Here is a 21,070-nt window from a genome sequence, read left to right on the forward strand (position 1 = left end):
GAAAATGGATATCCATGAATATCAGGCCAAGGAGCTTCTGACGAAGTTCGGCGTGAACGTGCCGCGCGGGGGCATTGCCTATAGCCCCGAACAGGCGGTTTACCGCGCGCAAGAGCTTTCGGGCGACAAATGCGTGGTCAAGGCGCAGATCCACTCGGGCGCACGCGGCAAGGCGGGCGGCGTGCGTGTCTGCTCGTCGGATGACGAGATTGCCGATGCCGCAAGTTGGATGCTGGGCCGCAAGCTGGTGACACATCAGACCGGTCCTCAGGGCAAGCTGGTCAACCGGCTTTATGTCGAAGAGGCCACCGATATCGCGCAGGAGCTTTACCTGGGCTTTGTCATGGATCGCACCGAAGAGCGTGTGGTTGTCGTAGCCTCAGCCCAAGGCGGCATGGAGATCGAGGATATCTCGGCCAATGAACCCGATTCCATCATCCGTTCGGTGGTTGATCCGGCCGTTGGCATGCAAGCCTTCCAGGCCCGCGAAATCGCCTTTTCGCTCGGCCTTGATGCAGCACTCATTCCACAGGCGGTCAAGGCCATCACCGGCTGCTACCGCGCCATGGACGAACTTGACGCCACCATGGTCGAGGTGAACCCGATGGTCGTCACCGGCAGCGGCGAGATCGTAGCGCTGGACGCCAAGCTCAGCTTTGACGAAAACGCGCTTTTCCGCCGCCCCGAGATTTCCGAACTGCGCGACAAGAGCCAGGAAGATCAACGCGAAACCTACGCCAATGACCGTGGCCTCAACTATATCGGCCTCGAAGGCAAGATCGGCTGCATCGTCAACGGCGCGGGCCTCGCGATGGCCACGCTCGACATGATCAAGATGGCCGGTGGCGAGCCTGCGAACTTCCTTGATGTGGGCGGCGGCGCCAGCCCCGAACGCGTTTTGATGTCCTTCAAGGCCGTCCTCAATGACCCCAATGTCGAGGCGATCCTGGTGAACATCTTCGCCGGCATCAACCGCTGCGACTGGATCGCCGAGGGTGTCGTGCGCGCCGTGCAGGAACTCAATCTGAAAATGCCGCTGGTGGTGCGCCTCAGTGGCACCAATGTCGAAGAGGGTCAGAAAATCCTCAACGAAAGCGGGCTCAGCATCACCACCGCAAACACCCTGGCCGAAGCCGCCGAAAAGGTGGTTTCCCAGTGGAAAACAGCCGAAGCCAAAGAAATGGAGACCGCGTGATGGCCATTCTGATCGACAAGGAAACCAAGGTTCTGGTGATGGGTATCACCGGCCGCATCGGCAGCTTCCATGCGCAGGACATGATCAACCACGGCACCAATGTCGTGGGCGGCGTGACACCCGGCAAGGGCGGCACCACCCATCACGGCCTGCCCGTGTTCAACACCGTCAAAGGCGCGGTTGCGGAAACCGGCGCAACGCTGGCGATCTGCTTTGTCCCACCGCCCTTTGCCGCTGACGCGATCATGGAAGCGGCTGATGCAGGCATCAAGACCTGCGTCTGCATCGCCGACGGCATCCCGGCGCAGGACATGATCCGCGTCAAACGCTACATGCGCCGCTACAAGTCGGAAAACCGGATGCGCCTCATCGGCCCCAACTGCGCGGGCATCATCACGCCCGGACAGGCCTTTGCCGGCCTCATGCCGCCGCATATCTATCAGCCCGGTCGCATCGGCATCATTGGTCGCTCAGGCACGCTGGGATACGAGGCCGCCAGCCAGATGAAAGATAAGGGCATCGGCGTCAGCTCCTCCATTGGCATCGGCGGCGATCCGATCAACGGCTCGTCGTTCCGCGATATTCTGGAGCTGTTCGAGAATGACCCGGATACCGATGCCGTGGTGCTGGTCGGCGAAATCGGCGGCCCGCAAGAAGCGGAAGCGGCCGAATATATCCGCGACCACATGAAAAAGCCCGTTGCGGCCTATATCGCGGGCCTCTCGGCGCCCAAGGGCCGTCGCATGGGCCATGCCGGAGCCATCGTCTCGGCCTTCGGCGAATCTGCACAGGAAAAGGTCGAGATCCTGAAAGAGGCAGGCGTTACCATCGTCCCCACCCCGTCCTCATTTGGTGAGGTCGTGGAAAAGATGATCGCCTGACCGACCCCGACGCGGCCCTGACCCTCCCCGGGGCCGCGTCACCTTTTTTCCGGTCTTTACCGGGCCCGCACCCTCCCCAAAATCGTTTGACCCGTATCAAAGCCCGGCGCCGCCGCATGCGCTAGCGTAGGGATTGATAGAATGTGGAGGACCCCAATGGATTTGGAGAGACAGAAGACGGTTTTGCAAAAACGTCGCAACAAGTTGACCGCCGACCTGACCAAGGTCGAAAACAGTCTGGATGAAACCCCCAGCAAGGATTGGGAGGATCGCTCATCAGAGCGGCAGGGCGACGAGGTGCTTGAATCGCTTGGCATGGCCGAACTGGCCGAGCTCCGGCGGGTCGATGCCGCGCTGACGCGGGTCGCCGACGGCACATATGGCGATTGCCAGCAATGCGGCGAACAGATTTCGGCGGCACGGCTGGAGTTGCTGCCCGACACCCCTTTCTGCAAAAGCTGTGCCCTCTGATCCGGTGCCCACTTCTTCAGCCGCTAGACCCCGATAGGCGCGTTGTCGGGCACCGCGATGACCCGGCTACCCTCCTCGAAATCCTTCAAGGTGAAATCCCACGCCACCCCGGACCAATGGACCGTCATCTCGCGTTCATGCGCGCGGTCCGTTTGCACGACACTGCGGATGCTTGCTCAGCCCCGCCTAATCCTGAAAAGGGCAAACAAGCCTGCGAAAAGAAGCACCCCACTCGCCGGCAATGGAACCGCAGCGGGCGTAGGTGTCTTGTCGGAATAGTCGATGACAAGCCGGGCGGTCGTGGTGCCCAGATAACGATTTTGAGGCGCCCAGACGGGAATACCGAAACTTGTACCAAAGGCAACTTCACTACCGCCTGATCCATCGACATTTGTCTGTAAAGCGCTCAACCCCTCGGCATTGAATGCAATCGAAAGAAGATCGCCGGCTTTCGTATTGGCATCCAGCAGCCTGGATCCCAGCGAAACTGGTCCGAAATTCGGATAGATGGTGCGGTTGGTCGAAAATGTCGGACTTTTAAAGTTGTCGGTCTTCAGCACGGTCAGATCGCCGGAATATCCTTCGACACTTAGCGTTTCGTTTTGCGCACTGATAAATGAGTGAACACCCAGCTGCAATGTGACAGAATCTACCGTAACAGACCTGCCCTTGATCTGCGCCAGATCGAATATGTAATGCGATTTAAAGACATCACCATAGGTTCGAAAGGTCCCGGTGATCGGCACCGCACGCGCCTGATTAATACCCCCGCGGCTGGTATAGCCAAGCCTTGTCGCATCCAGTGTGATCGTGGTGGCATGGGCCGTTTCCGCGACTATCAGAAAACTGGCCAATACGCCAAAAAGCGTTAACGAGCGAATAAACAATTAAAAGTCCCCCAACTTGTAATTTTGAACACTATTACCAAGGCCAATCCAATAATCAAGCCGTGTCCGCGTCGGGGAAAACGTCTTTAAGTTGAAGAATGGCACCCGGAAATTTGATGGGGTTTTGACTGCTGTGCGTCAAACACCAATCGGTGTGTTTTCGGGCACCGCGATGACCCGGCTACCCTCCTCGAAATCCTTCAGGGTGAAATCCCACGCGGCCCCGGGCCAGTGGACTGTCATCTCGCGTTTGCGCGGTCGATAGACGGCTGTGTAGAGCGTGCCGAACCCGACCGAGAACGCCGTTGAATAAAGCGGTGGCTTCAGGAAGGCGTTGATAAACTTCTCTTCGGTCTCGCGGTGCAAGGTCAGGCGTTGCAGCAAGTAACGTTCACGCTCGACCGTGGCGGTGAACCGCGCGTGGCTGACCCATTCGACGTTTTCCTGATGGTTCGTGGCCACCGCCGCATGGGTGATCACCGCAGGGCGATCGGGGGCCATCATCGCTGTCAGATAACGCCGTTTGGCATCCAGCACGGTCACGTTATAGCTCATATGCGTGGGCACCCGCGCCAGCACCTCGCCGGCCTCTTCGGCGGTTTTGCAGGTCTGCAGCACATAGCGCAGGATCAGCGGTACGCCAAAGCCTTCGCCGACCACGCGCCGCCCGCCAAATGTCAATGAGATCGCCAGCCCGGCATCATTGGTGCCATCCACCAGCCCCCAAAGACCGTCAGAGGTGCCCATCACCCCGCGCCCCTGCCATTTCGTGCGCAGGATCAGGCTGTCAAAGGCATGCGGATCATAGTCATAGTTCCGCACCATGACCGGCTGCTTGCCGGGCCAGATCGCCTGGGAACAGCCCGAAAGATACGGGGGCGGGCAGTAAAAGCTCAGAAACCGCGCCTGCTGATCGCCACCGCCGACCAGCTCGCACAGCTCATCGTATAGCGGCACGATCTCGGGCATGTGCTTTTCCAGTGCCCGGCGGCATTCCAGATATTTCGGGCGGGCATTATCGCCCTCGCGGGACCACCAGCGGTGATAATCCGGCCAATATTCAGCAAAAAGCCCGGCCCATTTAGGGCCGGGTTGATCTTCGGATATGGCACGCCAGAGAACGTCCATATCAGATGGCTCAGAGGATCTTGTGGTGGTTGTCCGACAGCTCCTGCGCCGTCGGCAGGGGCCGCGCCTCGAACGCCGACTTGATCCCGTGAATCCACCGTTTGGCGCGCTCGTTCAGCTTGAAACCTGGGGTCATCGAGCGCCCGCGCGTCACCAGAATGCCCAGATCGGCGCCCTCATAACGGAAATCACCGGGTTTCTGGATGCGCAGGAAGAACGCCTCGTTCTCATTCTCGACCGCACGGCGGTGATAATCGAACCGGTTGAACTCCACCCGGCCATCTTCCTTCATCGTGTAGATGCCGGTAGGCGGTGCCTTGGTGATCACATCGACGCTGTCATCGGTATGCTTGATCACCATCTGCGACCAGTTGTCGATCATGTCCGGATCGGCCCAACGCGCGTTCAGCTCATCCACGTCCAGCTTGAATTTTTTGGAACAGAATTCCAGCAGGTGGAACAGAAAGAGCGGCGCATCCGCATGGGCAAAGGCCGCATGGTTGGTCATCGACGAGGCCCCGGTGATGCGCGGGTTCAGCTCACCCAGCCAGAGATCGCCGGTCTTCTTGTCGATCAGGAAATCCAGCTCGAAATAGCCACGATAGCCTTCCTTGCGCAGCTGTTCACCGAACTTGAAGGTCAGATCGCGGGCCTTTTCACGCACCTTGGGCGAAAACGCGGTCGCAAAGATTTCATTGCCGCACCAACCGCCGCGATAGGGCGTCAGCTCCTTGAAACCCACCAGTTCGGTCATCAGCGGACCCACGATGGTGCCCTGCTCGGTGGCGCAGGCCTCGATCGCCGAGCCCCGGCAATCAATCCGCTTCATGATCTTGATCTCGCCCTCGCCAACGATCTCGTGCTCGTGGCGGCGGAAATCGGCCTCGGACTTGATGAAAAACGTGGTGTGGCCGCTGTCACCAAAGGCCGATTGCAACACTAGGTCGTGACCGATGCCCGCCTTGTCGCAGGTCTTGCGCAGATCCGCGTAATCCTTGACCACACTCAGCGTATTGGGAACCGAGGGCACACCCGCCTTGTTGCCGATCCGCACGGTTTCGATCTTGTTGTCCATCCGCGTGCGCAGCTTCGCCTTGGGGAACCAGACCTTGCCGCCCAGTTCCTTGACCAGCCGCTCGGTCTCCTCGTCGAACATCAGGAAGACGAAATTGGGCTTGCCGCCACGGCGTTTGATCAGGTCAATCACCTCTTTGTGCTGCAAGAGGTAATTGTTGATATCCTCAATCGACTGGAACTCCGCATGCGGTGCCTCGGACGGGCAGAACACGTTGGGGTGCTGACCGTCATAACAATCTATATAACTGATAAACTTGAAATTCTTGGCCCATTCATCCAACCCCAACAGGTTGAAATTGGTCGCCGACACGAAATAGATCGGATCTTCGCTGCGGTGAAAATACCGCCGGATTTCCGAGATGTTCTGCAACACCTTGCGCGGTTTCGGTTTTGCTTTTGCTTTGGGTTTGGTCGAGGTTTTCTTGGCCATGTTTTCTGGTCCCTCCCTGTTTATCGTTTATTCTGCGGCCCGGCTGGCAGCACCCTGTCCCATCTGACGCGCAAGCGCCTCGGACGAGAAGATGCGCAAGCCCAGATCAGGCCGGTAGCCATGAATTTCGTTCACATCCAGCGCCCGCATGAAATCCAGGATTTCATCCGAGATCACCTGCCCCGGCACCAGGATTGGAAAGCCCGGCGGATAGGGGATGATGAACGAGGCCGAGACCATCTCGGCCCCTTCCTTGGTCTTGGCGGTCTGTAAATCGACGTAATCGCAATTGCTTTCGTCATAACTCATGAAAAACGCGGTACGGATATCGCCCTCGGGCGTCTGCTGATCGGTGCGGAACGCATCATGAAAGCGGCTGAAATCCGGCAGCGGCGGCAGGTCTTCCATCAGGCTTTTCACCCGCGTGTCAAATGCCCGCTGTTCCATCTGCGAGGCATCGTCCTGCAGATCATCCAGTTCCTGCGCGATCTGCACCAGCACCTCGATCAGATAAGCGACCGAACTTCGCGTGGTGCCGATATTGGTCATGAACAAGACCGTATTGCGCGAGGTCTTGTTGATCTGAATGCCGAATTTCTCCATCAGGATCTTGGTCTTGAACGTATCGCCATCCCAACCGGTGCCGCCCACCGACAATGTCACCCGGCTGGCGTCCAGCACGAATTCGTCTCGTGCCCAGCTGTCCCAGATGTCATCCCAGCCCTGTTCCGGCTCGTGATAGGATTTGATCCCGCTCTCGCGGTGCTGCTCGGGGATCATGTCCGACGCTGTCAGCACCTTGAAATACTTCTTTAGCAGCGGATGCGTGGCAATCGCCCGCCGCATCGAAATCGCCGCCTCGATCTGGCGCTGGACAAACTCGTACCCCTCCAGTTCAACCTGACGCCGCCCGACATCAAGCGAGGCGATGATCTGGTAATTGGGCGAGGTCGACGTGTGGGTCATATAGGCTTCGTGGAAGCTCTGTTCGACCTCTCCCTTGAAGTCCTGGTCATGCACATGGATCATCGACCCCTGCCGAAGCGAAGTCAGTGTCTTGTGCGTCGACTGCGTGGCATAGGCCCGGACCCGCGCGTCGGGTGGCGGCAACAACCGCGTCGCCAGAAGCGCCTCCATATCCGCGTCCTTAAGCGCCTCCTGCTGCGCTTCATAGGCCGTGGCTGCCTGTGTGGTCCGCAGGCATTCGCGCAGATATTCCGCCGTCGCCATCGCCGTCCGCTGGCGATAGATCGGGTTGAACCGGGCAAAGGCAAACCACGCCTCGTCCCAGAGGAACACCAGATCTTTCTTGATCGCCAGACACTCCTCCATGACCCGGCGCACGTCATAGACCATCCCGTCAAAGGTGCAGTTGGTCAGCAGCAGCATCCGCACCCGGTCCAGTTTCCCGGCGGCTTTCAGCTCCAGCAACTGTTTCTTGATCTCATGCACCGGCACCGCGCCATACATCGAATACTGGTTCAGCGGGTAGCTATCCAGATAGACCACGTTGGCCCCTGCCAGCACCATGCCGTAATGGTGCGACTTATGGCAGTCACGGTCGACCAGCACGATGTCGCCGGGCTTGATCAGCGCCTGCACCACGATCTTGTTGCAGGTCGAGGTGCCGTTGGTGGCAAAAAACGTCTGTTTCGATCCGAACGCCCGCGACGCGTTTTCCTGCGCTTTCTTGATCGGCCCGACCGGTTCCAGCAGGCTGTCCAGCCCGCCACTGGTGGCCGAGGTTTCGGCAAGGAAGATGTTGGGCCCGTAAAATGCGCCCATATCCTGAATCCAGTGGCTACGGCTGATGGATTTGCCCCGGCTGATCGGCATCGCATGGAACACGCCGGTGGGCTGTTTTGAATAATCCTTGAGCGCGGTAAAGAACGGCGTCTTGAACCGGGTCAGCACGCCACGCAGGATATTCAGGTGCAGTTCCTGGAAATCTTCCTGATTATAGAACACCCGTCGGCAGCGGCCCAGATCAAGCCCCGCGATGGATTCGACCGACCGGTCGGTGATCAGGTAGCTGTCCAGCTCGGGGCGAACCTTGGCAATCAGACGAGTCAGCTTGGGCCCGTAATCCTCGGGGCGCATCTCGTCGATGTCTTCCTCGATATCCATCAGCGTCAGATAGCGTTGCAGAACCGAGATTTCGTTGCGCGACCGCAGCGTCAGACCGGGGCGGATGACCACCGCCTGAATGTTGTGATTAAAGAGGATGCCAATCAGCGCATCCTCGAAACTGGACACGATCACCGGTTCATAATGGAACTGGTCCTCGGTCCTGTGCATGCTCTGCAATGAATTGCGCAGCCAGCGCTCCTGATGCTCGCTCAGGTCGTCGACGACCAGCACCTCGAAATAGGGCTTGGTCATCGCCCGCGCCTCGGGCGATAGCAGCGCCTCGTCTTCCAACTCTTCGGTGTCGGCCTCGTCACGACCCAGCGGAATCGACCGGCGCCGATATGCGCCCGAAATCAGCGCCCGCGTGATCCGGCGCACGTTATAGGCCAGATCCTCGTAATTGCGGTGTTCAAAATTGCGGCGCAGATGGTCGAATGCGCTGATGCCCGGAAAAGCCCAGTAGCACTCGATCGTGGCAAGCTGCTGAAACAGGGCTTCGATCCGGGGCGATACTTTGTTGACGGTTTTTTCATCCGGCGACCGCGCCAATGCGCCTGCCGCTTCATTCAATGCGCTCCAGCTATCGGATCTAAGTTGAATAGCACTAAAATAATTGCTCATCGTCTTCATGAAACATGGTCCTCCCGTTCGCTTTTCCAATCGCGATCAACGGGCACCCTCCCCGGTGCCCAATCGTCACAATCGTCGCAAGGGGAGCATGTTTCATGCACCCCTACCCGTTGGCGAATTTATCCGCCGTCGGGATTTGCTGGGCTTGTCCGGCATCGTCATTGGCCGGGGGTTGCGGCGCCGCGGGCGTTTCAATCCGCGGATCCGTCAACAGCAGCGGGGCACCCCTGTCCCACTGCTTGGGCATCTCCAGCGGCCCCAGCGTCTGCAAGAATGCATCCGCCCCGCTGGCACGGTCATAGACCGGAAACTCGACCTCGCGGTCGCGGAAGCTTTTGAGAACCTGACCCAGGCCCTTCATGCCGGTATTGCGCTGGCGGCGCACCTGATCCAGGTCGATCTCGATGGGAAAGATATCCTCCTGCCCCGCCGCCTGGTGCAGAACCTGCGCCGACGGATCGACAACGCAGGATTTGCCCACGCCGCCCGATCCCAGCCCGTTCACGTCAAAGACGTAGCACTGGAACTGCGCCGCCGTCGCGCGCGCAATCGCCAGCTCGGCGTCGCGGTCGGTGGTGCCGGTCAGCACCGGATGCAACAGAACCTCGACCCCCTGCGCCGTCAGGTGGCGCGTGGTTTCTGGGAACCAGATATCATAGCAGATCGACAGGCCGAACCGGCCCACCTGCGGCACGTCGAAGATGCAGAAATCCGACCCCGCCGATATGCCCGCCTCATAGGGCCGGAACGGGAACATCTTGCGGTAAGTGCTCACGATTTCACCTTCGGGGTTGATCACCACCGAGGTGTTGAAAATCCGCCCATCAGGTGTTTTTTCGAACATCGAGCCGGGGATCAGCCAGATCTTGTGCCGCTTGGCGTCTTCCTGGAACAACCGAATGGTATCGTTCTCCAACGGCTGGGCGAATTTCGATAGCGGCCCATAAGCCGCCAACTCGCTGAACAGCACCATCTGTGTCCAGGGAAACCGGGCCATCGCCAGGTCAATCTTGTGTCGTAACGCATCCACATTCGGGTGGGCGGCGGCAACATGCATCTGGATGCCTGCAATCGCAAAAGGTGTCACGTCTCATGTCCTTCAAATGCCGCTCGCGGCGTTCAGTGGACCCCGAGTGTTACATACCCGTCAAGGACAGTCCACAGCCGCCGCGAAATCATTTTCGAGAGTTTTGCAGCCCTTTACGCCACGTCATCGCGCACGCAGTATTCACGAACTTCACCATTGACATAAAGGCCGCCGCGGTTTTCACCTGCACCCCACAGGCAAGGACAGCAATAATGACCGATACGGCATCCGGGCTACCGCCCGCGCAGACAGTTTCAACCGGCTTTGTCGTGGCCATCGTCGGCTTTTTCAGTTCTTTCCCGATCGTGCTACACGGGCTTGATGCGATGGGTGCCGACCATATGCAGGCGGCCTCGGGGCTGATGGCGGCCTCGCTGTCGATGGGGATCGCGGGCATTCTGCTCAGCCTCTGGACGAAACAGCCGGTCAGCGTGGCCTGGTCCACACCGGGCGCGGCCCTTCTGGCCATCAGCGCGGCCCCGCCCGGCGGGTTCGACGGGGCCGTGGGCGCGTTTCTGATTGCCGGGCTGCTGACACTGGTGGCCGGGCTTTTCCGCCCGCTGGGGCGGCTTGCGGCGTCTATTCCCGCACCTTTGGCACAGGCGATGCTGTCGGGCGTGCTTTTTTCGATCTGTATCGTGCCGTTTCAGGCGGTCGCGGCCACGCCGTGGACCACCCTGCCCATTGTCCTGACATGGTTCATCATGGGCCGGATCAACCGGCTTGTCGCCGTCCCCGCCGCCGTGCTGATGGCGGCCTTCGTGGTACTCTATGTTTCGGATTTTTCCGTGCCACTGCCCAATACCCCCTTCACCCAACTGCACATCACCTGGCCCACTTTCTCGGTCGAGGCCACCCTGGGCATCGCCCTGCCGCTTTTCATCGTCACCATGGCCACGCAGAACATCCCCGGCATCGCGGTGATGAAAAGCTATGGCTACACGCCCAGTGCCGGCCCGCTGCTGTCGACCGTGGGCGCCGCCAGCATGATGTCATCCCTGATCGGCGCGCCTGCCACCTGCCTGGCCGCAATCACCGCCGCCATGTGCTCGAATGACGAAAGCCATCCCAACCCGGCGCAACGCTACTGGTCCGCTGCCATGGCGGGCCTGTTTTACTGCCTGCTGGGCATCTTTGCCGCGATCATCACCGCCTTTGCCGCCGCCGCCCCGCCGCTGGTGCTGGGCACACTGGCGGGCATCGCGCTGCTGGGGGTCTTTGCCAACAGCGCACAAGCCGCCCTTGATGATGCCGGTTATCGCGAAGCTGCGGCGATCACCTTTCTGATCACCGCCTCGGGCATCACCGTCTTCGGGCTGGGTGGCGCGGTCTGGGGGCTGATCGCAGGTGGGATCGTGCAGCTGGTCAAGGATCGCCAGACCACCTGACCACCTGAGCCGGAAGCGCTGGCAAATTCACACCTCCCGGCTCTGAAATTCTGCCAGCACCGCCCGCACCCCGTCCCCCGCCTGCGCCTCGGCAACCGACCAGACCGTGCCGCCCTTGCCATCCGTCACCGTCATATCGGCACCCGCCTCCAGCAACAGCCGCACCGCCTCGGGATGGTCACTGGCCACGGCAAAGACCAGCGGCGTGGTCCAGCCATTTTCCGGCACCACATCGCCCGGACAGATATCGGCAAAGCGCTGATCAAGGCGCGTGGGGTCCTCGACCAGCCGCGCCCGGATCTGATCAAGGTTGCCCCGCGCCGCAGCGGTAAAGATATCCATCCGGCAGCGGTCCAAGAGCGCGATCATCGCCGCGTCCTCCATATGCAGCGCATAGCCCATTGGCGTCGCATAGTAGTTCAGGTCGCGCAGCGTCGGATCCGCACCCGCCTCCAGCAACAGCTCCGCAATACCGACATCTTCGCTCATCACTGCCTCGTGCAGCGCCGAATTGCCGCTAAGACCGTTCAGATCAAAGCCAAGCGCGATCATCACTTCCAGCGCCTCGCGATTGCCACGTCGCGCCGCATCGCGCAGCATATCCGTCCGGCGCAGACCGGGCAGATCATCACCAGACCGTTTCAATATCGCCTGCGCCTCGGTCAGATCACCGGCCATGCAGGCCACCTGAAACGCTTCCTCGGGCGACAAATCGCGTTGCTCTGCCCCCGCCTCGGCCAACATCGAAGCTATCGCGCCCTCACCCATCAGCAACGCTGCCTGATAGGGCGTCTTGCCCTTGGTGCGCGTATCATAGGTCTCGTCCGGTTTGTTCAGATCGACGCCATGTGCCACCAACAGGCTGACCCGGTCGGCAAAGCCACGTTTGATCGCGCTGATCAGTTGAAAATGCAGGGTATCGCTGGGATGAGGCAACAGCTTGTCATCCTCAACCAACAGCCAGTTGTTCTTGTCGCTGGCACTCAACCCATATTCCAGCAACAGCTCCAGACAGGTGTCATCCGGCTCAAAAGACCGATTATAGGCCGCCTGACTGTCATTCGGATTGGCACCCCGTTCCAGCATCGCCCGGGCAAACGCCACGTAATCGGGATGTTCCGGCTGATTGACCGGCCCGCCCTCACCCTGGCCGAACACGCCGGTCAGAGCAGTGAACTTGTACTGCCCGCCCCACATGTAATAGGCATCGGGATCGGCTCCGCGCTCCAGCAACCGCAGCCCGGCGGCATAGGTTGATGTGCCGGGCAGTCGCCCATAGGCCGCGTACATCAGCGGCTCCCAACCGAAAAATCCGCCTTTCTTGTTGATCAGGTCGGGTTGCTGATCCAGCCAGTGGTCGATGCCGGCCACATCGCCAATAGCCGCAGCGGTATAGATGCTGTCCTGCGCGATCTCCGGATGCTCGGTCAAAAGCTCCCGCGCCTGCTCAAATCGTGCCGGCCCGAAATCTGGCACCGACCCATAGGCAACCGTGACCAGATCCAGAAACCGGTTGGCCAGTTGATCCGCGCCTTCGTCGCGCGCGCCCTCAACGTGCCGCTTCAGCCGGGTCCAGCTGGAAAACCCGTGGCTTCGGGCAATCACAAGCTGCGCCTGTTGCAGGCTGATCGCGCGTGGATCGCCAAAATACGGGCCGACTTGTTGCGCAGCCTGCGCATCGCCCGCCTGCACGGATTTCAGCAGCGTCTTCGCGCGCTTTTTGAGGTTCTCAAGATTTGGATTCGCGGGAAGTGGGGTGATCGCCATGATCGACCTCCTTTCAATTCGTCCGGTATCCGCGCCCTCGGACCTGAAAAGAGGTGTATGAGGTTTTCTGCTATCGTTTCAGACAGGCTTGGCCCTTCCCGCGGATCGGATGCCTTCTGACAGGCACCTTGATCCTGCCATGCCAAAACCGTCCACAGCAAGGAAAAACCGGGGTTTTGTTGCCAATTCCTTACCCCCACCGCACGCCTGCGGGCGATTGTTTACACAATCCGCGTACACAATTGTAACTGTGTAAACTCTCCGAGTGTTTTAACCGCTGATCTGACGACCCGCCGGCATGCCGCCGCGAACGATCGTTTCCAAATGCGCCGCCAGCGCCTTGCGGTCTGAAAATTCATCAACCTTTACAGGGGGATGGTAGATCACCGTCACTGATCCCTGCCAGCGTGCGGCCATGACATGCAACAGATGCGGTCCAAACTCCATATCGCCCCACCAGCCATAAAATCTTTCATCCTGATCCTGTGGTGCCTGATAAACCACTGTAACGGGTTGAATGTGCATTTTATGGCGCAGATCCAGTCCAAAAAAAGACTGAAAAAGCGTTGTTTTAAAAGGTAAAACTCGCAACCCGTCGGTCGAGGTTCCCTCGGGAAAAAACAGCAGCTTATGCCCGGCCAACAGGCGTTTTTCAAACAGCACGGTCTGGGTTTTCGCCTGCCGCGGGTCACGGGCAATGAACACCGTCCCGGTGATTTTCGCCAAAAGCCCGATCCCCGGCCAGCTCGCCACCTCAGCCTTGGACACGAAATAGATGCGCTTACGGGCGTTGAGCGCGAAAATATCCAACCATGACGCATGGTTAGCGACAATCGCGCCCGGTCTGTTCATTCGCTCTCCGCGGGTTTGATGGCGTATTCCCAACACCAGAAACGCCGCCCGGCACACCCATTGAGTGACATAAGGGGTTATCGGTCTTTTCTCTTTGAAAACAGGTGCTTCTACCAATCTCAACAAAGCCGTGGCAAGAACTCCGCACAGCAGGATCACGATCAGGATCAACCCCCTGGCAATCACGCGTAGCCATCCCGTCGGGCTGATCTTGGGCAAGCGCGGTTTATCTGTTGGATTCCACGTTAGGTTCACGTGGTAACCTCTTTGGTATAAATGCTTTTTTGTTTATCATTCAGACGCACGGTGTCCATGATCAGACAGACATCCGTCGTGTTGAACGCATGGTCCACATAGGCCCCGTCGCCAACATATCCGCCTAACCGCAGATAGGCTTTGATCAGTGCGGGCACCTGCAACATTGCAGCACGCCGGTCCAATTCTTCCTCAGCCAGAAGGTCAAGCTTTTGATAATGCGCGGGTTTTGCCCTCACGCGTAGATCTTCCGGGGCAAGGTGACGGTGATAAAGCAGTGACAATGGTTGCGCCAATGCCGCAGGATCAACACCGTGGAAACTGGCGACTCCAAACAGGATTTCTATATCGTGATCAGCAACATAGCGCGCCAATCCGTTCCACAGATGATACATCGCCGCCCCGCCCCGATAATCGGCATCCAGACAGGAGCGCCCCAACTCCATCAACCGTCGCCCGGAAGATCTGAGCCGACTAAGATCGTATTCATCCTCAGAATAAAACTGCCCGGCGCGGCGCGCCTGATCATCCCGCAATAGCCGGTAAACACCCACGACTGCGTCATTTTTTTTGCCATCGAGCAGCAAAAGATGATCAAAGAACGGATCAAATCTGTCGGTCTCAAGCCGCGCCTGATGATCCACCATCGGCCCGTCCCCGCCCAGTTCTTCGACAAAGACCTTGTAGCGCAGCGCCTGCGCCGCTCTTAGCTCCGCTTGAGAACTGGCAAGTTTTACATGAAATTCAGGGGCTTGATCGTGCATTTGGATTTCAGAGCAACCGTTTCGTCAGGGTTTTAGAAAAGCTGGGACACAAAGGCAAACATTCGACCATGGCGATACTAGAACTCTCCCTAAGCGTGTGTTAATCTTCTGGTAACCCTGTTGAGGGATGAAGGACAGGCAACAGAGCAACGCACCTCCCGTCGATCACGACTTTCCCGGCATTGGGAAAGTTCACCGTGATTTTACCCGCGATGTTCGATTGCACCTGTCCGATTCCCCAATCGGGCATGCCCGGGTGCTCTACCAACATGCCGGGTTCCAGTAACGCGTTAAGATCTGACATCTGTCGCCTGCCTTGTGGAGAAACTCTGTGACCAACCATACCGCGAATGTTGCTGCTCTGATAGGCTCACGTATCTGTCATGATCTGATCAGCCCCGTGGGGGCGGTCACTAACGGTTTGGAATTGCTGGCAATGTCGGGTGTCAGCGACAGCCCTGAGTTATCGCTTGTCAACAGCTCTGCCGCGGATGCCAGCGCCCGGATCAAACTGTTCCGGCTGGCCTTTGGCACGGCGTCGGACGGTCAGAAAACCGGCAGCGATGAGTTGCGCCGCATCCTTTCAGATCACTATTCGGACGGGCGGATCAATGTTCAATGGCAGCCTCAGGGTGATATTCCTCGCAAGGTCGCCAAAGCTGCTGTCCTCGGAGTTTTATGTGTTGAACAATCTCTTCCGTTTGGGGGAGAGCTACAGATCACCACGGATGGCGAAAGATGGTCGGTTACCGGCACCTCCGATCGGATCAAGGAACGCCCCGAACTATGGGACGGCCTGATGGGCAAGGCCTCATTGGATGACCTTGCGCCCGCAGATGTACAATATCTGCTTCTGAACGTGTTGCTGGACGCAATGGGCCGAGACTGTAGCGTTTCGGCCAGCGATAACGCGGTCAGTCTGCGCTTTTAGACGCGCACCGTCCCATCCCCATCCACAAGATATTTGAAACTGGTCAGCTGAGCGGCACCAACAGGGCCGCGCGCATGCATCTTGCCGGTTGCAATGCCGATCTCGGCCCCCATGCCGAATTCCCCACCATCGGCAAACTGGGTCGATGCATTGCGCATCAGTATGGCGCTATCCAGCCCGGCAAAGAAACGTTCAGCGGTCGCGTCGTCTTCGGTCACGATACAATCTGTGTGGTTGGAGCCATAGGCACGGATGTGATCAATCGCCTCATCGACCGATGAAACCACCTTTGCCGCGATGATCATGTCCAGAAACTCGCATCCCCAATCATCCGAAGACGCAGGCGTAACGCCTTTAATTGATTGCAGAACCTCGTCACCCCGCACTTCAACCCCAGCCTCAAGAAGCGCACGAACTACCCCTTGTCCGATCGTGTCAGCAATATCTTGGTGGATCAACAAACACTCAGCCGCGCCGCAAATCCCCGTGCGACGGGTCTTGGCGTTCATGACGACCTTCAACGCTTTTTCCGGGTCGGCGCCCGCATCCAGATAGATATGCACGATACCTTCAAGATGGGCAAAGACCGGCACCCGCGCCTCGCGCTGGACAAGACCGACCAGACCTTTGCCACCACGCGGCACGATCACGTCCACGGTATCGGTCATGGTCAATAGCTCCTGCACCGCCGCGCGATCCCGGGTGGGGACCAATTGAACCGCATCCCCCGGCAACCCCGCCTTTTCAAGACCCGCAACCAGACAGGCATGGATCGCGCCAGACGAATGGAAACTTTCCGACCCCCCGCGCAGAATGACCGCATTTCCCGATTTCAAGCAGAGCGCACCTGCATCGGCGGTCACGTTCGGGCGGCTTTCATAGATCACACCGATTACCCCCAAAGGCGTACGCACCCTGCGGATATGCAACCCGGATTCCATGTCCCATTCGGCCAGAACTTCGCCCACCGGATCATCCTGCCCGGCGACCGCCCGCAATCCGTCAACGATGCCCTGAATACGCGCTTCATCCAGCATGAGGCGGTCCATCATCGCGTCGGACAGTCCCTTTTCGCGCCCATAATCGAGGTCTTTTGCGTTGGCCGCGATAATAGCGCTACGCTGCGCCAAGACCGCGTCCGCCGCGGCCTGGAGCGCCGCGCGTTTGGCATCGGCGCTGGCAGTGGCAAGTTGCGCAGACGCTGCTTTGGCACGGGCACCAATATCGGCCATCAGGGCGGGTATGTTATCAAGGTCTTTCATTCGCAGCATCCTTGGTGTTCAGACGTCAAATTAGCATCAAGTGGCATCAAAACGCCATATCATCACGGTGGATAAGCGGACCCCGGGCAGGATAGCCCAGCACCGGCTCAATCTCAGACGTACGCAACCCCTTGATCTTCAAGGCATCACCGGCATCGTAGCGGGTCAGCCCCTGCCCCAGGCTGATCCCGTTTTCATCAAGGACTTCGACGGCATCGCCACGGGTGAAACGGCCGCTCACCGCTGTCACCCCTGCAGGCAAAAGGCTGCTGCCCTTTCGCAGAGCCCCCGTAGCGCCCGCATCCACGGTAACACTGCCACGGGGTTTCATCGCGGCGATCCAGGCCTTGCGTTTCTGTTGCGGATCACCCTGTGCCAGGAACCAGGTACAGGCCGCTCCGTCTTCCAGCGCCTTGACCGGATGCAGGACCGAGCCTTCGGTAATCACCAGGTCGCACCCGGCAGCGGTGGCCGTCTTGGCCGCCATCAGTTTGGTTTTCATGCCGCCTTTGCTGAGGCCCGATCCGGCATCACCAGCCATGGCTTCGATTTCGGGGGTGATTGTCTCAATTACATCGAAACGCTGCGCGGAGGCGTCCTGGGCGGGGTTTGCAGAATAAAAGCCGTCCACATCGCTGAGCAGAATCAATTGGTCTGCCCCCGCAGTGACCGCTATCTGCGCCGCCATCCGGTCATTGTCGCCATAGCGTATCTCGTCGGTGGCCACCGTGTCGTTTTCATTGACGATCGGTATGACGCCCAGTTTCAGCAACTGTTCCAACGTGGCGCGCGAATTCAGATAGCGTCGGCGATCTGTGCTGTCTTCCAAAGTCACCAGAACCTGTGCGGCCTTGAGATCGTGATCGGCCAGGGCACGGTCATAGGCCCCTGCCAGTTTGATCTGGCCCACGGCGGCGGCGGCCTGCGATTGTTCCAATGTCAGCTCACTGGGCGGCAACCCAAGCGCATTGCGGCCCATCGCAATTGAGCCCGACGACACCAACAGAACATCCGTGCCTCGCTGGCGAAGCCGGGCCACATCGGCGGCGAGCGCTTCGAGCCATTCCACCCGCAAATCCCCGCTCTGCCGGTCCACCAGCAGGGCCGAACCGATCTTGATCACCAGGCGTTTTGCATCTTTCAGGGTTGCCACGACTCGGGTTCCGTATCTTCGGTCTTGTAGCGCAGCTTGTCCTTGTCGATCTGGCTGCGCAATGCACGCAAGACTTCGGTCACGCCTTCGCGCGCCACGCCGGACATGACCATCACCGGGCCACCGACAGCCTCTTCCAGTTCCGCCTGTTTCACGGTGCGCTCTTCATCGTTCAGCGCATCGGCCTTGTTCAGAACCGTCACCCGCGGCTTGTCAGCCAGCACACCGCCATAGGCCTCGATTTCGTGGATGATCGTCGAGTAATCCTCCGCCACGGTCTCGGACGTGCCATCAACCAGGTGCAGCAGGACAGAACAGCGCTCAACATGGCCCAGGAACAAATCACCCAACCCGCGACCCTCTGAGGCGCCGTCGATCAGCCCGGGAATATCCGCAACCACAAATTCCACATTATCAACCCCCACGACACCCAGGTTGGGGTGCAGCGTGGTAAAGGGATAGTCAGCGATCTTGGGCCGCGCGTTCGAGGTGGCGGCCAGAAAGGTCGATTTGCCAGCATTGGGCAGGCCCAGAAGGCCCACATCGGCAATCAGCTTGAGCCGCAGCCAGATGGTCCGATCGACCCCCTCCTGCCCCGGATTGGCCCGTCGCGGGGCCTGATTGGTTGAGGATTTGAAATGCAGGTTGCCAAAGCCACCATTGCCACCGCGGGCCAGTTGCACACGCTGGCCAACCTCGGTCAGATCGGCAATCACCGTTTCCTGATCCTCGTCCAGCACCTCGGTGCCCACGGGTGCGCGCAGGACAATATCGTCGCCATCCTTGCCGGTCCGCTGCTTGCCCATGCCCGGTTGGCCGTTCTTGGCAAAGAAATGCTGCTGATAGCGAAAGTCGATCAGCGTGTTCAGCCCGTCTACGACTTCGATCCAGACCGAGCCACCTTTGCCGCCGTCACCGCCGTCAGGACCACCGTATTCGATGTATTTCTCACGGCGAAAGCTGACGCAGCCGCCCCCGCCGGCACCGGACCGGATATAGACCTTTGCAAGATCAAGAAATTTCATGTTCTGGCCTTTCAGCGCCACGGGCGCATCGACGCGATACTCTAAATCGCACCTGCTCTCAAGGAGGACCAGCGTGCCCTGGTCAATTGCATTCGACGGCTGCTTACCTCGGCTTGCCGAGCCATGCTGAAGGATGTCCCCGGCCCGATATCCACAAAGCCAACTTTCTCCAGAACGCGTTTGGATCCGGTATTGCCTTCAAAATAGCATGACTGGATCTGAGTATGATCCGAGTGGTCAAAAAAACGATCCACAACCATCTGGACGGCTTCGGTCATAAGCCCCCGGCCCCAAACAGAGGGGCAAAGCCAATACCCCAGGCTCGGTTCAATGCCGATCAGGCCAACGAACGTCGCTTCATGCTCAATCGCCCATAGATTGCCCTCGCCCCCTTGGCGGACCTTGTGCAAGAAATCCTCGGCGTCATCCCGGGTATAGGGATGTGGCACCGGTACCAGCCACTTTGACACCTCGAAATCGCCGACGATCCGTTGCAACGCCTCAAGATCATCCGTCGCCAGCTCCCGCAGCACAAATCGCTGCGTTTTGAGCGTCGCGACCGTCATTGTGACAACCGGTACGAATAGGTCCAGGTGGGGACCTTGGCGCCCCGCGCAACCGAAAAGCTTTCGGCGTCACCCAGATACTGGAATCCGCAATTGGTCAGCACGCGCGCGGAAACCGCGTTGTCCTGAAACACACTGGCAAAGAAAGTGTTGCATTTCTGCGGGTTAGCCTCAATCAAGGCGGATACGGCTGCCGAGGCCACGCCGGTATTCCAATAGGCTGGGGCAACCCAATAGTCGAACTCGGATTGATTGCGATCCATGCGTGTCAGGCTGATCACCCCCATCACCTCGTCGCGATCGCTTTTTCGACCGTCCATTGCCCAAAAATCTTCGACCCGGTCATCGGCCGTTGCACGGGCGATCAATGCCTCGGTTGTGCCGGGCGGTAACGGGTGCGGGATCGAACTGGTATACATCGCCACGCGCGCATCGCTGACATTCAGTTCGATCAGGCCCGCATCCGACGCAAGCAAAGGGCGCAGATCAAACCGTTCGGATGCGATCACCGGCTGAGTAACGATAGTGTCAAGCTTCATTTGTTCTCTCCTCCGAAAAGCACGAACAGCACCGAGGCAACGGTCAACGCCGCCAGCGCCCACATCAAATAACGCTCGGCTGGTGTTCCAGCCACCGTGCGCGCGATCCGGTCCCCGCTATAGGTCCAGATCGGGTGCAGAATGGTTTGCAGGGCCAGAAATGACATGGCCACGATCAAAGTCGCCTGCAAGGCCGGGGTGCCGGGTGTCACGAAATTGGTAAATCCCGTGACGATCATTGCCCAGGCCTTGGGATTGAGCGGATGCACGATCAGCCCGGCGGCAAATCCCGGCGCTTTTTCCACGCTGCGCGTCGAATCCAGCCGCATGTTGGCAACCTTCCAGGCCAGCCAGCATATGTAGGCCGCCGAGATCCACTTCAGCGCCAGAAAGACGCCCGGCGCCTGACGTGCAAGTTCCATCAGGCCAAAGCCGATGGGCCAGATGATCAGCTGCTTGCCAAGCGCCACGCCCGCCACGAACGGCAACGCCGCCCGAAAGCCGAACCGCGCACCGGTCGCGAGCAATGCCATATTGGCAGGCCCCGGTGTACCCACCTGGCTTGCCCCGAAGGCCAGTAAGCTGATCACGGCAACGCTCATCGCAATTGCCTCCCTCACGCAAATAAAAAAGGGACCGGCGGTATCGCCGA

The 21,070-nt window shown here is 59.1% G+C and carries 20 protein-coding genes; 5 read left to right on the forward strand and 15 right to left on the reverse strand.

The window, feature by feature from the left end; all coding sequences use genetic code 11:
• The first annotated feature begins 4 nt into the window (after positions 1 to 4).
• The 3 genes from Q1B27_RS04915 (at position 5) to Q1B27_RS04925 (ending at position 2,547) form a co-directional block, all read left to right on the forward strand.
• Positions 5 to 1,195, forward strand: a complete 1,191-nt coding sequence (locus Q1B27_RS04915) for a malate--CoA ligase subunit beta (RefSeq protein WP_299844405.1) — start codon at positions 5 to 7, stop codon at positions 1,193 to 1,195.
• Positions 1,195 to 2,076, forward strand: a complete 882-nt coding sequence (sucD, locus tag Q1B27_RS04920; RefSeq protein WP_299844408.1) for a succinate--CoA ligase subunit alpha — start codon at positions 1,195 to 1,197, stop codon at positions 2,074 to 2,076. The genes Q1B27_RS04915 and sucD overlap by 1 nt, the downstream gene beginning before the upstream one ends.
• A 156-nt stretch (positions 2,077 to 2,232) precedes the next feature.
• Complete coding sequence (locus Q1B27_RS04925; RefSeq protein ID WP_299844411.1) at positions 2,233 to 2,547, forward strand: TraR/DksA family transcriptional regulator; 315 nt, start codon at positions 2,233 to 2,235, stop codon at positions 2,545 to 2,547.
• A 176-nt stretch (positions 2,548 to 2,723) separates the two neighbouring features.
• Here Q1B27_RS04925 and Q1B27_RS04930 read toward each other — a convergent pair whose 3' ends face one another.
• The 5 genes from Q1B27_RS04930 to Q1B27_RS04950 form a co-directional block, all read right to left on the reverse strand.
• Entirely contained in the window at positions 2,724 to 3,434 is a 711-nt protein-coding gene (locus Q1B27_RS04930; protein WP_299844414.1) for a hypothetical protein, read from the reverse strand.
• A 138-nt stretch (positions 3,435 to 3,572) separates the two neighbouring features.
• Positions 3,573 to 4,562 carry a C45 family peptidase gene (locus tag Q1B27_RS04935; RefSeq protein WP_299844417.1) on the reverse strand — a complete coding sequence of 330 codons (990 nt, stop codon included), beginning with the start codon at positions 4,560 to 4,562 and terminating at the stop codon, positions 3,573 to 3,575.
• A gap of 10 nt (positions 4,563 to 4,572) precedes the next feature.
• On the reverse strand, positions 4,573 to 6,069 hold the full coding sequence (locus Q1B27_RS04940) for a biotin carboxylase (RefSeq protein ID WP_299844420.1): 1,497 nt from the start codon (positions 6,067 to 6,069) through the stop codon (positions 4,573 to 4,575).
• 27 nt (positions 6,070 to 6,096) lie between these two features.
• Positions 6,097 to 8,829: an aminotransferase class I/II-fold pyridoxal phosphate-dependent enzyme gene (locus tag Q1B27_RS04945; RefSeq protein ID WP_299844424.1), complete on the reverse strand. Its 2,733-nt coding sequence runs from the start codon at positions 8,827 to 8,829 to the stop codon at positions 6,097 to 6,099.
• Between the two features lie 103 nt (positions 8,830 to 8,932).
• Entirely contained in the window at positions 8,933 to 9,916 is a 984-nt protein-coding gene (locus Q1B27_RS04950; protein WP_299844427.1) for a carbon-nitrogen hydrolase family protein, read from the reverse strand.
• 212 nt (positions 9,917 to 10,128) lie between these two features.
• Between Q1B27_RS04950 and Q1B27_RS04955 the strand changes: the two genes are divergently transcribed.
• Entirely contained in the window at positions 10,129 to 11,304 is a 1,176-nt protein-coding gene (locus tag Q1B27_RS04955; protein WP_299844430.1) for a benzoate/H(+) symporter BenE family transporter, read from the forward strand.
• A 27-nt stretch (positions 11,305 to 11,331) separates the two neighbouring features.
• Here Q1B27_RS04955 and Q1B27_RS04960 read toward each other — a convergent pair whose 3' ends face one another.
• The 4 genes from Q1B27_RS04960 to Q1B27_RS04975 form a co-directional block, all read right to left on the reverse strand.
• Positions 11,332 to 13,071 carry an ankyrin repeat domain-containing protein gene (locus tag Q1B27_RS04960; protein WP_299844433.1) on the reverse strand — a complete coding sequence of 580 codons (1,740 nt, stop codon included), beginning with the start codon at positions 13,069 to 13,071 and terminating at the stop codon, positions 11,332 to 11,334.
• A gap of 270 nt (positions 13,072 to 13,341) precedes the next feature.
• Positions 13,342 to 14,142, reverse strand: a complete 801-nt coding sequence (locus Q1B27_RS04965) for a 1-acyl-sn-glycerol-3-phosphate acyltransferase (protein ID WP_299844436.1) — start codon at positions 14,140 to 14,142, stop codon at positions 13,342 to 13,344.
• Positions 14,143 to 14,174: 32 nt separating this feature from the next.
• Positions 14,175 to 14,942: a GNAT family N-acyltransferase gene (locus Q1B27_RS04970; protein WP_299844439.1), complete on the reverse strand. Its 768-nt coding sequence runs from the start codon at positions 14,940 to 14,942 to the stop codon at positions 14,175 to 14,177.
• A 100-nt stretch (positions 14,943 to 15,042) separates the two neighbouring features.
• The gene (locus Q1B27_RS04975; protein ID WP_299844442.1) at positions 15,043 to 15,246 is read right to left on the reverse strand and encodes a DUF3553 domain-containing protein; all 204 of its coding nucleotides are present in this window, start codon (positions 15,244 to 15,246) and stop codon (positions 15,043 to 15,045) included.
• Positions 15,247 to 15,273: 27 nt separating this feature from the next.
• Here Q1B27_RS04975 and Q1B27_RS04980 point away from each other — a divergent pair, with 27 nt between their 5' ends.
• The gene (locus Q1B27_RS04980; protein WP_299844445.1) at positions 15,274 to 15,873 is read left to right on the forward strand and encodes a histidine phosphotransferase family protein; all 600 of its coding nucleotides are present in this window, start codon (positions 15,274 to 15,276) and stop codon (positions 15,871 to 15,873) included.
• Here Q1B27_RS04980 and Q1B27_RS04985 read toward each other — a convergent pair.
• From Q1B27_RS04985 to Q1B27_RS05010, 6 genes are read right to left on the reverse strand one after another with little or no spacing between them, the layout of a single operon-like run.
• A complete protein-coding gene (locus Q1B27_RS04985) occupies positions 15,870 to 17,135 on the reverse strand; it encodes a glutamate-5-semialdehyde dehydrogenase (RefSeq protein WP_299844448.1) in 1,266 nt (421 codons plus the stop codon). The genes Q1B27_RS04980 and Q1B27_RS04985 overlap by 4 nt on opposite strands.
• A gap of 46 nt (positions 17,136 to 17,181) precedes the next feature.
• On the reverse strand, positions 17,182 to 18,288 hold the full coding sequence (gene proB / locus Q1B27_RS04990; RefSeq protein WP_299844451.1) for a glutamate 5-kinase: 1,107 nt from the start codon (positions 18,286 to 18,288) through the stop codon (positions 17,182 to 17,184).
• Complete coding sequence (gene obgE / locus Q1B27_RS04995) at positions 18,276 to 19,313, reverse strand: GTPase ObgE (protein ID WP_299844454.1); 1,038 nt, start codon at positions 19,311 to 19,313, stop codon at positions 18,276 to 18,278. Before obgE ends, proB begins: the two co-directional genes overlap by 13 nt.
• Before the next feature lie 41 nt (positions 19,314 to 19,354).
• Positions 19,355 to 19,879 carry a GNAT family N-acetyltransferase gene (locus tag Q1B27_RS05000; protein ID WP_299844457.1) on the reverse strand — a complete coding sequence of 175 codons (525 nt, stop codon included), beginning with the start codon at positions 19,877 to 19,879 and terminating at the stop codon, positions 19,355 to 19,357.
• Positions 19,876 to 20,418, reverse strand: coding sequence for a GNAT family protein (locus tag Q1B27_RS05005; protein WP_299844460.1), 543 nt, complete (start codon positions 20,416 to 20,418; stop codon positions 19,876 to 19,878). Before Q1B27_RS05005 ends, Q1B27_RS05000 begins: the two co-directional genes overlap by 4 nt.
• Positions 20,415 to 21,020 (reverse strand): LysE family translocator, encoded by a 606-nt coding sequence (locus Q1B27_RS05010; protein ID WP_299844463.1) that lies wholly within the window; start codon positions 21,018 to 21,020, stop codon positions 20,415 to 20,417. The genes Q1B27_RS05005 and Q1B27_RS05010 overlap by 4 nt, the downstream gene beginning before the upstream one ends.
• Positions 21,021 to 21,070: the final 50 nt, after the last annotated feature.

This window comes from uncultured Roseovarius sp., assembly GCF_947489715.1.
GTDB lineage: Bacteria > Pseudomonadota > Alphaproteobacteria > Rhodobacterales > Rhodobacteraceae > Roseovarius.

Bases quoted from the DNA above. Each gene is read 5' to 3' on its own strand.
- Q1B27_RS04915 (WP_299844405.1), top strand. From the start codon at position 5: ATGGATATCCATGAATATCAGGCCAAGGAGCTTCTGACGAAGTTCGGC.
- sucD (WP_299844408.1), top strand. From the start codon at position 1,195: ATGGCCATTCTGATCGACAAGGAAACCAAGGTTCTGGTGATGGGTATC.
- Q1B27_RS04925 (WP_299844411.1), top strand. From the start codon at position 2,233: ATGGATTTGGAGAGACAGAAGACGGTTTTGCAAAAACGTCGCAACAAG.
- Q1B27_RS04935 (WP_299844417.1), bottom strand. From the start codon at position 4,562: ATGGACGTTCTCTGGCGTGCCATATCCGAAGATCAACCCGGCCCTAAA.
- Q1B27_RS04940 (WP_299844420.1), bottom strand. From the start codon at position 6,069: ATGGCCAAGAAAACCTCGACCAAACCCAAAGCAAAAGCAAAACCGAAA.
- Q1B27_RS04945 (WP_299844424.1), bottom strand. From the start codon at position 8,829: ATGAAGACGATGAGCAATTATTTTAGTGCTATTCAACTTAGATCCGAT.
- Q1B27_RS04955 (WP_299844430.1), top strand. From the start codon at position 10,129: ATGACCGATACGGCATCCGGGCTACCGCCCGCGCAGACAGTTTCAACC.
- Q1B27_RS04960 (WP_299844433.1), bottom strand. From the start codon at position 13,071: ATGGCGATCACCCCACTTCCCGCGAATCCAAATCTTGAGAACCTCAAA.
- Q1B27_RS04970 (WP_299844439.1), bottom strand. From the start codon at position 14,942: ATGCACGATCAAGCCCCTGAATTTCATGTAAAACTTGCCAGTTCTCAA.
- Q1B27_RS04975 (WP_299844442.1), bottom strand. From the start codon at position 15,246: ATGTCAGATCTTAACGCGTTACTGGAACCCGGCATGTTGGTAGAGCAC.
- Q1B27_RS04985 (WP_299844448.1), bottom strand. From the start codon at position 17,135: ATGAAAGACCTTGATAACATACCCGCCCTGATGGCCGATATTGGTGCC.
- obgE (WP_299844454.1), bottom strand. From the start codon at position 19,313: ATGAAATTTCTTGATCTTGCAAAGGTCTATATCCGGTCCGGTGCCGGC.
- Q1B27_RS05000 (WP_299844457.1), bottom strand. From the start codon at position 19,879: ATGACGGTCGCGACGCTCAAAACGCAGCGATTTGTGCTGCGGGAGCTG.
- Q1B27_RS05005 (WP_299844460.1), bottom strand. From the start codon at position 20,418: ATGAAGCTTGACACTATCGTTACTCAGCCGGTGATCGCATCCGAACGG.
- Q1B27_RS05010 (WP_299844463.1), bottom strand. From the start codon at position 21,020: ATGAGCGTTGCCGTGATCAGCTTACTGGCCTTCGGGGCAAGCCAGGTG.